The organism is Butyrivibrio sp. CB08, assembly GCF_003625485.1.
Lineage (GTDB): Bacteria > Bacillota > Clostridia > Lachnospirales > Lachnospiraceae > Butyrivibrio.
This window is the reverse complement of record NZ_RAIR01000005.1, coordinates 107,201-121,129: the sequence shown is the minus strand read 5'-3', so window position 1 is coordinate 121,129 and position 13,929 is coordinate 107,201. Positions and strand designations below refer to the sequence as shown.

Here is a 13,929-nt window from a genome sequence, read left to right as displayed (position 1 = left end):
AATTTAGTATAAAATAAGAAGTAGTATATTTTATCTATAAGGACTATATGGAGGGGGAAATATGCCAATACTTGGAGCTTTTGCCGTACCACATCCACCTATTATGCTGCCTGAAGTTGGAGGCGGCCAGGAAAAAGAGATCCAGGCTACCACCGATGCATACATGCAGGTGGCAAAAGAGATAGCGGACCTTGCGCCTGAAACCATCATAATCTCAAGTCCTCACAGCATTATGTATGGGGATTATTTCCATATTTCTCCAGGTGACGGAGCCAGAGGCGATATGGGAAGGTTCAATGCGCCCTCTGTTTCTTTTAACGAGCAGTACGACACAGAACTGGTAAAAGAGATCTGTGATATCGCTGCATCTTACGGCGCCGATGCGCCTTCTGAGTACTCCGAGATCCAGGAATTCCCAGCTGGAACTCTTGGCGAGCGTGATGCTAGCTTGGACCACGGAACCATGATCCCTCTTTACTACATAAGAAAATTCTACAAGGACTTTAAGATCGTAAGGATCGGTCTTTCAGGCCTTACTCTCCCAATGCACTATGAAATGGGCCAGATAATGCAAAAGGCTATAGAAAACACTGGCAGAAGGGTTGTTTACGTAGCAAGCGGAGACCTCTCCCACAAGATGAAGGCAGAGGGCCCTTACGGCTTTGCCAAGGAAGGCCCTGAATACGACGACCGAATTATGGAAACCCTAGCCAGTGGCCAGTTTGACAGGCTCCTTGATTTTGATGATATCTTCTGTGAAAGAGCTGCTGAGTGCGGACACAGGTCCTTTGTCATGATGGCCGGGGCTCTTGACGGGCTTTCTGTAAGAGCTGAAAAGCTCTCTCACGAGGCTACCTTTGGCGTAGGATATGGCATCTGCAGATTTGAAGTCGGCGAAGCCGACGATTCAAGGCGTTTTTTGGAGGTCTGGAGAGCCAAAAAGGCTGAGGAACTTGAAAAAAGGAAAGCCGATGAAGACCCTTACGTTCGTCTTGCAAGATTTTCCTTAGAGAGCTTTATCACCATGGGAAAAAGGATCTCAAAATCAGACCTGACCGGGGAAAAATGGGCAGATATGCCTTCTGAAATGTTTTCGCAGCAGGCTGGAGCCTTTGTTTCTATCCATAAAGACGGAGCTCTGAGGGGCTGCATTGGAACTATCCTTCCAACCTGCAGGAACGTTGCTGATGAGATCATGCAAAACGCCATAAGTGCAGGCACCAATGACCCAAGATTTCCTATGATCAGGGAAGATGAGCTGGCAAGTCTTGAGATGAGCGTTGACGTTCTTGATACCCCGGAGCCTATAGACAGCCCGGATCAACTGGATGTTAAGCGCTACGGAGTCATCGTAACCCACGGTCGTAAGCGGGGTCTCCTTCTTCCAAATCTTGACGGAGTAGACACCATCGAAGATCAGATTGATATCGCCCGCCAGAAAGCAGGCATATCAGAGGACGAAGATTACAGCCTTGAGAGATTCGAAGTTATAAGACACTACTAAGAGGAAAGCCATGCCCAGATGTAATGTTTGCCATAACGCTTGTTATCTTAATGATGGAGACACTGGTCTTTGCCGGGCTCGCATTTGCGATGCCGGCGAGATAAAGTGCACAAACTACGGGCTTGTAACATCCATTGCCTTAGATCCGATAGAGAAAAAGCCTCTAAATCTCTTTTTCCCGGGCTCAAATATCGTATCTGTGGGAAGCTACGGGTGTAACCTTCGCTGTCCCTTCTGCCAGAACCATGAGATCTCTTACGGGTTCGGTCAGGAGTACGACATGGGCTATCGCTACATTTCGCCACAGGACCTGGCGGACATCGCGGAGCAGTACAAGCCTCACGGCAATATAGGCGTTGCATTTACCTATAATGAGCCCCTTGTAGGCTATGAATATGTCATCGATGCGTCGCTACAGGTGCACAAAAAGGGAATGAAAACTGTCCTTGTCTCCAACGGAAATGTGACAAAGGAGATCGCAGAAAAGGTCATTCCCCACATAGATGCCATGAACATCGACCTTAAGGGCTTTACAGATACCTATTACACGGATTTCCTAAAGGGCAACAGGCAGATGGTCATGGACTTTATCGAAATGGCCTCTGAAAAGTGCCACGTAGAGGTCACTACCCTCATCGTCCCAACCCATAACGATAATCCAGAAGAGATAGCCCAGATCGCAGAGTGGATAGCAGGTCTTAACCATGGCAAGGGAAAAGAGTCCATCGCCCTTCACGTAACCCGCTATTTCCCGCGTTTTCACTTAACGGATATACCTGCCCCTACCTACGAGAAAATGGCAGAGCTTAAAGCTGCTGCATCGAAGTATCTGGACCACGTCTTTGTAGGAAACTAAACTTGGAGGAAGCATCATGAAAGATTTTGACTTCAGATCACCAAAGAATATCTTTTATCTTAGCGTCATAGGGATCTCTGTAATCGCGATGATAGTTCTTTTTACAGGGTTCCTGAAGGATAAGTCAGGTAGCGATACAGATTCTGCCACGGCCCACGCTACCCTGGCACCAAAGAAGGAAAAAGTCCTTGTGACCACAAGCACAGAGACTATCGAAGACGGCCTTAGGGACATGGGCGTTCTCATAACCCAGGAGTACTACTTTACCCAAGTTGAGAAGTACACCAAGGAAAAGAAGATCCTCAACATGATCAACTCTTCCTCAGAATTTATCTACAGCTACGACGGAAGTGTATCTGCAGGCATTGATTTTGGCGGGATTACACTGACTAAGGACGACGAAAACAAGACCATCACTGTGGATATCCCAGAGTCTGAGATACAGACAGTAAACATAGATACAAACACCTTCCAGGTGTATTCAGAAAAGGATTCCATCTGGAATCCCATGAAGCTTGAGGATTTCAACGCTTCTCTCACGGACTTTGAAGAAGCTGCCAAGCAAAAGGCCCTGGACAATGGCATCCTTAAAAAGAGCGATGACCACGCCAGAGTCCTTATTACAAACTTTATCAAGAATTTCGCCTCAGTATCAGATTACCAGGTAGATTTCCGCACTAAGGAGTAAGCTCATGAATCTTAAGAAAATAACCCTTATCGCCATAATACTGCTGATCGCAGTTATATCCCTGACCAAGGTTGCGCCCTGGTCTGCTGACCCGGCTAACCACACTCATTCCATAGAGCAGACTGATGACAAGATCGCCACAGTCATGACACTTTCTGGAGGCGCAGCAGGAACATCAGCAACCCTGTCCCTTCTTCCAGGAGACCTCTGCACACCACTTGCTGAGCAGATGGCTGAGCTTGCCAAGTATTTCCTATTGATCTTAAGCGCACTGTATCTGGAGAAATTCCTTATCACCATCGCCGGATACATCACCTTTGCAGTACTTATCCCAATAGCATGTATCCTGATCTGCGTAGGTATCGCATCTAGCAAGGAGAAGTTCTACTCAGTGGCAGGAAAGATCATGGTCATCGGCTTTGTTATCTACCTTATCGTACCTGCAAGCGTTCTTTTGTCGGATAAAATATATCAAACCCAGGCAAAGCAGGTCGAGAGCACAATAAATGAATACAACGAACTGGAAATCGATGGGGATTCAGACGACGGAATCATTGGAAATCTCACAACAATAACAACTGATACCGTTCAGAAGATTACTGATTTTGCCACAAGTTTACTGGAATCTCTGGCTGTAATGATAGTCACAGCCTGCGTGGTTCCGATCCTTGTTTTTGTGTTCCTGGTATGGCTTGTTAAGACCATTTTCTCCACAAATGTACTGACTATCGACGCTTCCAGTGTTGATAATCTGGTGAAGAAACTGACATTAAAAAAAGACAACTAAAACCCCTTAATTTTTTCCTGAGCCCTCCGATATATATTTCGACAATGTTTTAAGCGAGGGTATAAAATGGATTTTAACTTCTTGGCGACTGCTAACGGAATAGCAAGTAAATATCTCAATCAGAACGTTGCTTCTCAGTCTGTGAAGGAACTTACAGGACTTGATGAAGAGACCAAAAGAAAGTTTGGTGAAGCCTTTGAGCAGGCCTATGATTCAATGGTTGCTACCAAGGCACTCAGCGATAGCATGAAAAACAGCTATGAAGCTGCCCACCAAGACGATTTCAGATTCCATGCCAACAGGCTTGGATACTCTATAGACAACAGAGTGATAGATATGCTGAACATCCAGCTTTCCGACGAGATGACAGCTAAGGTTCACAGCGCAATAAACAGCGCAGTTCTCTAAAATAAATTACGGTAACTGATCTAAAGATCAGTTACCGTTTATTTTTTCTCAAAAAAGTTTGTTAGCTCTTCGATAGGTATCGGCTTAGAGTACTTGTAACCCTGCAGATATCTTGCATACATGCGGTTACAAAGCTCTTCATCAGCCTCATCTTCTATTCCCTCGTACAGAACTGCATAGTTCATATCTGTAAACATATGAGCCAGGTAAGATACCATGGTCTCTGACTTGGGGCTCTGCCTGCTGGCGCTGACCATGGACTTATCGAACTTGATGATATCAAATGGCAGCTGCATGATCCTCTCAAAGCTGGAATATCCTGTTCCAAAGTCATCCAGATAGAAGGTGATTCCACTTGCCTTAAGCTCTGAGATCTTCTCTTTTACGATGGAGAAATCTCGCTCGTTCTGGCTCTCTGTAATTTCTATGGCTATCTTCTCGAATGGAATTCCACTGTCAGCCACGATCTTTCTTACATTCTCAGAAAACTGCCTCTCTCTGACATCCATGATGGAAAAGTTAACTGAAATTCTCTGAACATCGTAACCTTCATCGAGAAGTCTTTTTACCTCCCTACAGGTCTTGGCCAGGATGATCAAACTCAGCTGATGAATACTGTTGTGCTTTTCCGCGATAGGGATAAACCTGTCAGGGAATACCATTCCGGTTTTCTCAAGCCTCATCCTCATAAGGGCCTCAGCTGTGTCGAACTTGTGGGTCCTTAAGTTATAAACAGGCTGGCAGAATACCACTACCCTGTCGTCGAAGAGATCTTTCTTTTCGTTGATATCTACAAGCTCGTCCACTATATACTTGTGGCTGAAGAACTTGTCCAGATCAGTGTCATCTACGAACTTTATCTCATTTTCAAACATCCTGTTCTCAACGTACTGGATAAGGCTTATATAGTCATCAGGATCAGTTATGCTGTCAAAGCTTCGAAGGATAACCACCTTGTAGTCATGGCCATAGGTCTTGTACTGGCCCCTGAATACCCCGAGGATTTCTTCGGTTTTTGCCTCGTGGTCGGGGTTTGCCGCCATATCTGCAGTAAGGATAAGTCTTCCGCCTGAAATCTGAAAAATGGTGGCATTTTTGAAGTAATTCTCTATGTATTTCCTTATGGTGTCCTTGATCTCTTTTGGATACTTGCGCCCCGCCTCGTCAAACTCATGAAGGAAGAGACTTAGGATAATGAGTTTATGCTTGTGCTGTGAGGCATAGGATATGGCAGCCTCGAAGGAATCCAGGCGCAGCGTGCCCATTTCCGGATCGTATGGGTTTGCATGCAAGAGGTACAGTATGCAGAACGCCGGGAAAAGAAATGTCGCAGTAGTAAAGGACTGCTGATGATGTGATCCCTGCAGGTACATAACAATAAGAGCCACAACCTCAGAGCCCACAAAAGCTCCGATGATAGGCTTGTACACGCGGTTTCTGTACCATAGCATCTCAAAGATCACAATTCCCACAAAGAAGAAGTACTCAAGGGCAAAGATATTTACACCAGAAACAGCCACGAAATCGTTCGTGATACGGAAGCCAAATCCAAAGATACTTCCAAAGATATCGATCAAGCAAAAGATCACAAATCCAGCCAGAGCCAGATACCAGTATATCTTCTCGCCCTTTCTGGTGAGCTGAAGCGTATACTCAAAGTACCTTACGTATAAAACAAATTCCTGGAATAAAAGAAAATGGTAAGCAAATCTGAGAATATAGATGGCATAATTGGGGACATGACCTACATTCACTAAAAATACGTGATAGAGGATATCCGCAACCGCCGCAAGACAAAGAGTGATCAGGATATGCTTGAATATCCTAAATTCTCTGGTCTTCTTGATAAAGGCCGCACGAATTAGTATCAGGAAAATACCTATTATCGCCATAACAAGTATATCCCCGACTGGAGTATAACTGCTATTGTTCAGCACGTCTGTAGCAACTAGCATAATGTTTCTCTCCTAAAAACATTATAACACGTCTTTTTGAATGTGATTCCAAACATGTTTTTTATTTCCGCTCCACATAGGGGCGATCAGTATCTTTTTATCCCCATCCCCAGTCAGTCTGTGGATCACCACGTTTTCCGGGATTATTTCCACACACTCTTTCAATATATCGACATATTCATCTTCTGAAAGAACAGTTACGCGGCCTTGTTCGTACTCTTTTTGCAGATCTGTCCCCTTAAGTATGTGAAGAAGCTGAAGCTTTATGCCATTTGCGCCGCTTTTGCAGACATAGTCCACAGATTCTAATATGTCGCTCTTACTCTCCCCCGGAAGTCCGATGATAAGGTGAGTTATGACTTCTATTCCCCTGCTTCTAAGGGCAGCTATCGCCTCATCATACACAGAAAGCTCATATCCCCTTCTGATGTATCTTGCAGACTGTTCATGTATAGTCTGAAGCCCCAGTTCCACCCACACAGGTTTTATCCTGTTTAGCTCCTCTAAAAGGTCCAGAACCTCCTCTGGCAGGCAGTCTGGCCTTGTGGCCACAGACAACACCACAATATCAGGGTGATCAATAGCCTCAGTAAAAAGAGCTCTGAGCCGTTCCACTTTATCGTATGTTCCCGTATAGGCCTGGAAATACGCTATGTATTTGCCATCCTTTATCTTCTTTTCGACTTTTCTTTTCCCAAGCTCGATCTGCTCAGTTACAGACAACCTGGCACTTTGGGCGAACTCTCCGCTTCCGCCCTCTGAACAAAAGATACATCCCCTCGTATCGATCTTCCCATCCCTGTTGGGGCAGGTAAAACCGCCATTTAGGGCTATTTTATAGACCTTACAGCCAAATCTGTCCCTTAGGTATTCGTTTAAGAGAGTAACTTTCCCGCTCAAATTAACATGCTCCCGCGTAAAAATTTTACATTTTTCCGACCATATATTAGGCTATAATAATCATAGCATAGAAATATTGGAGATTTATTTATGATTTTGTTTTTTGACATCGACGGAACTTTGTGGGATTACAAGAACTACATCCCGGACAGCACAAGGAGAGCTATAAAGATTGCCCAGGAAAACGGGCATCACTGCTTTATCAACACAGGACGTGCAAGAGCCTTCGTACACAACGAGGACCTTCTCAGTATTGGATTTGATGGGATTGTATCCGCCTGCGGATGCATGATCGAATATAAGGGAGAGACTCTTTTTAACAGGATAATCAGTAAAGAAGATACTATCCGTACCGTTGAAACTGTAAACAAACATGGATTTAAGACCATTTTGGAGGGCCCAAGGTACCTTTACATGGATAAGCCTGACTTTAAAGGCGATATGTTCGGTGAAAAAGTCATAGACGAGATGGGCAACGGCCTTCTTGGTATAACTGAAAACTGGGGAAACTGGGAGATCAACAAGCTCTCCTGCATCTGCGACAGCCCTACAAGAGATCAGTGCTTTGATGAACTCTCTGACCTCTACGACTTCATGCTCCACACGGACACCATAGTTGAGATGGTTCCAAGGGGCTTTAACAAGGGAACTGGCGTCTTAAAGGTGTGCGAACTCCTTAATGAGGACCCAAAGAACACCATGGCTTTTGGGGACAGTATCAACGATAAAGAGATGCTTCAGACCGCTGGCATCGCAGTTGCCATGGGCAGATCTACAGACGAAACAAAAGCCCTCGCAGATTACGTCACTGCCAATCTGGAAGATGACGGTATTTGGAAGGCCCTCGAAAAATATCAATTGTTATGATTTAAGGTCAGATCACAGGTGGAGGCAGAGCTTCTCGCTCCTGCTTTCTTCCCTGAGATATTTTGCCACATCCTTGGCAAGAGTAACGGCGAAAACAACATTTATCTGACTATCTATAATGAAATCTTTTATTTTTGACATATTTTTGTACCTCTTTTCTTTTTAATTTGTATTGCTCTTACAAGTGTTTATACGAAGCAGAAAGGCAAATGGCAAAAATGAAAAGAATAATCCGACTTCTATCAATTCTCTCTGTATTTTCAATGCTTTTGGGGCTCCTTGCCATTAAAAGTACCTCTTACGCCAATGAGGATAAGTTTATTCACGCAAGGCCTTCAGTCAATGGACAGCTTTCTGTTGAAGGCACACAGCTTGTGGATAAAAACGGATCTCCTGTACTCCTTAAAGGCATCAGTACCCACGGTCTTACGTGGTTTCCTGATTTTATTGACGAAGATATCTTCAGGCAGCTTGCTACTGAGTGGGACTGCAATCTCATAAGACTTCCCATGTATTCTGAAATCTACTGCGACGGCGAAGAACGCCTTAGTGAAGAGATGCTGAGAAAAGGCGTTGATCTGGCTATTAAGAACGATATGTATGTCATGGTTGACTGGCATATCCTTAATGACTATGACCCCAACATGAACATCGACGAGGCTATGGACTTCTTTAGCCGGATTTCATCTGATTACGCCGGTGTTCCAAATATCATCTATGAGATCTGTAATGAGCCAAATGGCTCCTGTTCATGGTCTGATGTCTATGAGTATTCTAACAAGGTCATTCCAGTTATCCGCGAAAACAGCCCGGATGCTGTAGTTCTGGTGGGTACCACAACCTATGACAGAGACCTTATCATAGCATCCAGAAACCCTCTTAGCTTTGACAACGTTATGTACGTTCTTCATTTCTATACAGCAACTCACAGAAGTGATCTGCAGGGCGAGCTTCTTGAAGCCCTGGACAGAGGTCTTCCTGTGTTTATCTCAGAGTGCGGTATCTGCGAAGCCAGTGGCGACGGCGCTGTTGACTACGCTTCAGCGGCAAAGTGGTTTGACATCCTCCATGAACATGGCATAAGCTACGCAATCTGGTCTCTCTCCAACAAGGATGAGTCCTCTGCCATGCTAAAACCTGAATACGATCCCAAGAACCCTATGACTGATGCTGACCTTTCGCCTTCAGGAACCTGGGTTAAAGCCCTTGTACAGGGTCAGGCGCCTGACCAGATACCGATTCCTTCTTCTGAGGAAAAGATATCCATCCTGCCCCCAGCACTTGAGCAGTCCCTGTCACAAAGGGATATCATGATTGCCAAAAACTGGCCTGTTATGGCCCTTTGCATCCTCATTTTTGAGGCTATAGCCTTTCTCATTGTGACCCTTCACAGGGCCATTACCAGTAAAAAGAACAAGACCTATGAAACTCTCGACGCCATCGAATCTACAGACAAGAACAAGGCAAAAGAGGCTCTCTGGGGGTTCCTAAGAAGGATAGTCCTTCTTCTTAGCGTGTTCTTTACTCTGATGTACCTGTGCTGGCGTATGTCTTACTCACTTCCAGTGGATAAGGGACCAATCGCAGTAACTGCCAATATAATGCTGCTTATAGTAGAGGTCTTTGGATTTATTGAGTCCCTGATCCTCTATGTTCACCTGCTTGCATTAAAAGACCATCCTCTTCCAAAGATCTCCGATGAGGAGTTCCCGGATGTAGATATTTTCATAGCTACCTACAACGAGCCGTCAGATCTTTTAAGCAAGACCATAAATGCCTGCAACCACTTAAGCTACCCTGATAAGTCTAAGGTCCATGTATGGCTCTGCGACGATAACAGAAGAAGCGAGATGCGTGCACTTGCAGAGTCCATGGGAATAGGCTATTTTGACCGCCCGGATAACAAGGGTGCCAAGGCAGGAAACTTAAACAACGCTCTTGGTAAGACCAGCGCTCCTTACGTTGTAACTCTCGATGCGGATATGCTTGTAAAGAGCGATTTCCTCCTTAAGACCATTCCTTACTTTGTTGACGCCAAAAAGAGAAGTGAAAGCCTTCCAGAAAATAAAAAGATCAAACTTGGACTTCTTCAGACTCCTCAGTGCTTCTATGAGCCTGATATCTTCCAGTTTGCTCTTTATTCAGAGACAAGTGCTCCAAACGAGCAGGATTTCTTTTACAGGACTATTGAAGTTGCCAAGACTTCCACAAACAGCGTAATCTACGGCGGTTCCAACACCGTTATCGCAAGAGAAGCGCTGGAAGCAATAGGCGGCTTCTACACAGAGACCATTACTGAGGACTTTGCAACTGGTCTTCTTATAGAGTCCAATGGCTTTGTAAGCCTTGCCCTTCCTGAGCCACTGGCCAGCGGCAAGACTCCAGACACCTTCAAGGAGCACATCAAACAGCGTATCCGCTGGGGCCGAGGCGTTATCAGTACTGCGAGGCAGCTCCATCTCTTTAGGAGAAAGGGCCTTACCTTTGCTCAGCGTATGTCCTACTGGAGCTCCGTTGTATATTGGTACTCCCCTGTCAAGAACCTTATCTACATGATCTCACCCCTTGTTTTTGCTGTATTTGCGATTCCTGTATTTAAGTGTTCCTGGATGGATCTTTTGATGTTCTGGGCGCCTATGTTCATCATGCAGGATCTGTGCCTTAGGGCCTACAGTAAAAACGCTGTATCCCTTAAGTGGAGCGGAATCTATGAGACCAGCGTAATGCCTCATCTTCTGGTTCCAATAACCAAGGAGTTCTTTGGAATAACCACCAAGAAATTCGCAGTTACTGACAAGTCCGCCAAGAAGGTTAAGAGAGGCTCTGACCTTAAGTCCATGTGGCCTTATATACTGCTTATTTCCCTTTCAATCGTGGGAATAATAAGGTGTATTGCAATTGCCAAGGGTCTTCAGTCACTTTCTGTTGTCATCCTGATCTTCTGGATCATCAGAAACATGTACTTCCTTGCAATGTCTATGTTCCTTGAGGATGGAAGAGACAGCGAAGCTGATGAAGTCCACGTAATTGACGCTGAGCCAGTTGTCATGACAAAAAGAGCTGATGGCAGTAAGTTCGAGGGCATCACCACCTTCCTTACTGAGCACAGCCTTAAGATATTCCTGGATGAAGCAGGGGGCATCGTCATTGGTGACATGCTTGATGTAAACGTTGAAACCATGACTGCCAGCGCAGATCTTGGCTGCGTCGTTACAGGAATAACACCTTCAAGATCAGGTGTTTCAGCAGTTTATTCAGTTGAGATACTGGATACTAAGGGAAATGAGAATGAATATCAGCAGATCCTCTTTGACAGAGTTCCGACACTTCCTCAGTCACTGTCAAGGGATTATGGTATCTTTAATCATCTGTTTAAAAATATTGCTCACCGCATACTGCGGTGAGCAATACCATAAATTTTTCGTTGAATTATTAGACTTTTCCAAGCTGCATGCGGTAGTACTTCTCGTACAGACCGCCCTTCTGGATCAGTTCTTTGTGTTTACCACGCTCTTTTATGCCGTCGCCATCAAGAACGATGATCTCGTCTGCCCCAAGGATTGTTGAAAGCCTGTGGGCAATGGTGATGGTTGTTCTTCCAACCGCCAACTTATCAAGACTTTCCTGGATGTATCTCTCGCTCTCATTATCAAGGGCGCTTGTAGCCTCATCCAGGATAAGGATCGGCGGATTCTTAAGGAATACTCTTGCAATGGCGATTCTCTGTTTCTGACCTCCAGAGAGCCTTGCTCCCCTCTCTCCCACTTCTGTATCAAAGCCCTTAGGGAGAGTCTCTATAAAGCCAAGCAGATCTGCATTTTTGGCAGCTTCCACTATTTCTTCCATGGTGGCATCAGGTTTTCCGTAGGCGATATTCTCTTTTACCGTGCCATTAAACAGGTATACGTCCTGCTGAACAATTCCGATGAAGGACCTGAGTGACTTCTGGGTCACATCTCTTATGTCTGTTCCATCGATAAGGACCGCTCCCCCTGTAACATCATAGAACCTTGGAAGAAGAGAGCAAAGGGTGGTTTTACCGCCTCCAGAGGGCCCTACAATGGCGATAGACTTGCCAGCCTCCACATGAAGGTTAATATCGTTTAGAACCTCCTCTTCGTCGCCGTATGAGAAGGATACGTTCTTGTAATCAATAACTCCCTTTACGTCCTTAAGCTCTCCTGCACCTTCTTTATCAACAATCTCAGGCATTGTATCCATGACATCTGAGAATCTCTCAAATCCTGCCATTCCCTTCTGGAGCTGCTCAGTAAACTCAACAAGGACATTCACAGGATTAATAAAGATGTTGATGTAAAGCGCATAGATAGCGATATCTTCGCCTGTAAGCTGCCCTGTTGCAATAAAGATAGCACCTGCAACAAGAACTGCCACATACATAAGACCCTCAAAGAAGTTGTTTCCTGAAAAGAAAAGAGCCATCTGTCTGTAGTTGGCCTGCTTAGAATCAAGGAAAGCCTGATTGGATCTGTCGAATTTGGCCTGCTCGATATCCTCTCCGGTAAAGGACTTAACCACGCGGATTCCCCCAAGGGTATCCTGCAGGGATGAGTTAATTCCTGCGATCTTTTTCCTGTTATCAGAGAAGGTACTTCTCATTTTCTTGTTTTTGCTTACGGAAAAGAGTGCCATCAGGATAACGACAAAGGACAGGCAAAGGGTCATTGGAACATTGATCCTCATAAGAAGGATAAATGAGCCTATTATCTTTACCACAGAAATAAAGATATTCTCAGGGCCGTGGTGGGCAAGCTCTGATACATCAAACAGGTCAGATACAAGCTTTGACATCATCTCACCTGTGTTGTGAGTATCATAATAAGAGAAGGAAAACGCTTCGAACCTCTCGAAGAGCTCCCTTCTCATCTCAGACTCCATCCTGGCACCCATCATGTGCCCCTGATAAGTTACATAATATCTGCAAAGGCTTCTGATCAGATACATTGCGACCAGAAGCGCTGCAAGAATTCCTATTCTCTTAAGGATCACTTCCGGGGCTTCCAGATAAAGGGTCGCCCTAAGGAACCTCAAGAATTGTGGAAATGCCAGATCAATACCCGACATGATCGTGGCACAAAATAAATCTAGTAAAAATACGCCTATGTAAGGCTTGTAGTAGGGAATAAATTTTTTAATGAGCTTCATTTAACCTTGTTTCCGCCCCACTCTACAACTGTAAAGCCGTTTCTCTCTGGGGTCTCAATAATCTGAGGGCAGATCTTTACGTATACATCAGATGGATACCATGCCATGAACACGCGGATCACGGTATCTGGCTGTGGTGTTACGGAGAGTTTCGCCCCGTTACGATAAGTTCTATCCTGGAAGCTTATCATGTTATAGGGGTTTCCTTCAAGGTCTGGAAGCCAGAATTTTAAAAATTCTTCCATTTCTGAATCATTAAGTCCAAGCTTTGGAAGCATATCCCTCAGGAAAGCTTCTGTTTCTGATCCCTTTACACAGTAGCCTGTGAAGAAATCATATTCGAACTTTGGAACTCCCTCCCAGAAGAGGTAATCGTACTCAGTTCCTTCAAAGGTTATCTTTCCATCCGTAGTAGCTGTTACATTCCATGTGTTTTCAGCATTAAACTCCGGTATGAGATCCGTGATATCTCCATTGTAATCGAGGCTGACAGAGATCTCCTGTCCATCCTCCTGAGGATAAAGATATATGACAGGCTTTAAGTCCTTGTTCTGACTTGCAACGCGGTGCTCAGCTGCATATCCGCTACATCCTGTTGTTAATAAGAGAGTCGTCGCAAGAAGTAATCCAACAATACTATTTCTTCTCATCTGCACTCACCTCCTTTGATTACATAGTTTCCCTGTTTATATTATATAGCATATTTCGGATAATGTTCGAAAAAAAGTAATAATTTTCCATAAATATGCACATTTTTTGCACTTAATAATTTTTTAATAAAATCTTAAGGTCATGATA

General features: G+C 44.7%; 12 protein-coding genes. 7 read left to right on the top strand and 5 right to left on the bottom strand.

The genetic code is table 11. From position 1 onward, the window contains the following. The first annotated feature begins 61 nt into the window (after window positions 1-61). From amrA to D6855_RS10200, 5 genes are all read left to right on the top strand, one after another. The gene (amrA, locus tag D6855_RS10220) at window positions 62-1,504 is read left to right on the top strand and encodes an AmmeMemoRadiSam system protein A (protein WP_120740668.1); all 1,443 of its coding nucleotides are present in this window, start codon (window positions 62-64) and stop codon (window positions 1,502-1,504) included. Between the two features lie 10 nt (window positions 1,505-1,514). Beyond that, window positions 1,515-2,360 (top strand): AmmeMemoRadiSam system radical SAM enzyme, encoded by an 846-nt coding sequence (gene amrS, locus D6855_RS10215; RefSeq protein WP_120740666.1) that lies wholly within the window; start codon window positions 1,515-1,517, stop codon window positions 2,358-2,360. 16 nt (window positions 2,361-2,376) lie between these two features. Beyond that, window positions 2,377-3,048: a DUF4230 domain-containing protein gene (locus D6855_RS10210; RefSeq protein ID WP_120740664.1), complete on the top strand. Its 672-nt coding sequence runs from the start codon at window positions 2,377-2,379 to the stop codon at window positions 3,046-3,048. A 4-nt stretch (window positions 3,049-3,052) separates the two neighbouring features. Continuing rightward, window positions 3,053-3,835, top strand: a complete 783-nt coding sequence (locus tag D6855_RS10205; RefSeq protein ID WP_120740662.1) for a hypothetical protein — start codon at window positions 3,053-3,055, stop codon at window positions 3,833-3,835. 66 nt (window positions 3,836-3,901) lie between these two features. Then, complete coding sequence (locus D6855_RS10200; RefSeq protein ID WP_120740660.1) at window positions 3,902-4,243, top strand: hypothetical protein; 342 nt, start codon at window positions 3,902-3,904, stop codon at window positions 4,241-4,243. A gap of 38 nt (window positions 4,244-4,281) precedes the next feature. Here D6855_RS10200 and D6855_RS10195 read toward each other — a convergent pair whose 3' ends face one another. Then, window positions 4,282-6,198, bottom strand: a complete 1,917-nt coding sequence (locus D6855_RS10195; RefSeq protein WP_120740658.1) for an EAL domain-containing protein — start codon at window positions 6,196-6,198, stop codon at window positions 4,282-4,284. Between the two features lie 21 nt (window positions 6,199-6,219). After that, window positions 6,220-7,098 carry a TIGR01212 family radical SAM protein gene (locus D6855_RS10190; protein ID WP_120740656.1) on the bottom strand — a complete coding sequence of 293 codons (879 nt, stop codon included), beginning with the start codon at window positions 7,096-7,098 and terminating at the stop codon, window positions 6,220-6,222. 90 nt (window positions 7,099-7,188) lie between these two features. On the opposite strand from D6855_RS10190, the gene D6855_RS10185 reads away from it, so the two are divergent. Continuing rightward, window positions 7,189-7,965 (top strand): HAD family hydrolase, encoded by a 777-nt coding sequence (locus tag D6855_RS10185; RefSeq protein WP_120740654.1) that lies wholly within the window; start codon window positions 7,189-7,191, stop codon window positions 7,963-7,965. A gap of 12 nt (window positions 7,966-7,977) precedes the next feature. On the opposite strand, the gene D6855_RS17015 is transcribed toward D6855_RS10185, so the two are convergent. After that, window positions 7,978-8,106 carry a hypothetical protein gene (locus D6855_RS17015; protein WP_256372308.1) on the bottom strand — a complete coding sequence of 43 codons (129 nt, stop codon included), beginning with the start codon at window positions 8,104-8,106 and terminating at the stop codon, window positions 7,978-7,980. Between the two features lie 68 nt (window positions 8,107-8,174). Between D6855_RS17015 and D6855_RS10180 the strand changes: the two genes are divergently transcribed. Further along, window positions 8,175-11,369: a cellulase family glycosylhydrolase gene (locus tag D6855_RS10180; RefSeq protein WP_199712435.1), complete on the top strand. Its 3,195-nt coding sequence runs from the start codon at window positions 8,175-8,177 to the stop codon at window positions 11,367-11,369. A gap of 28 nt (window positions 11,370-11,397) precedes the next feature. Here D6855_RS10180 and D6855_RS10175 read toward each other — a convergent pair whose 3' ends face one another. Continuing rightward, complete coding sequence (locus D6855_RS10175) at window positions 11,398-13,131, bottom strand: ABC transporter ATP-binding protein (RefSeq protein ID WP_120740652.1); 1,734 nt, start codon at window positions 13,129-13,131, stop codon at window positions 11,398-11,400. Continuing rightward, window positions 13,128-13,781 (bottom strand): hypothetical protein, encoded by a 654-nt coding sequence (locus D6855_RS16940; RefSeq protein ID WP_120740650.1) that lies wholly within the window; start codon window positions 13,779-13,781, stop codon window positions 13,128-13,130. The genes D6855_RS10175 and D6855_RS16940 overlap by 4 nt, the downstream gene beginning before the upstream one ends. Window positions 13,782-13,929 lie beyond the last annotated feature (148 nt).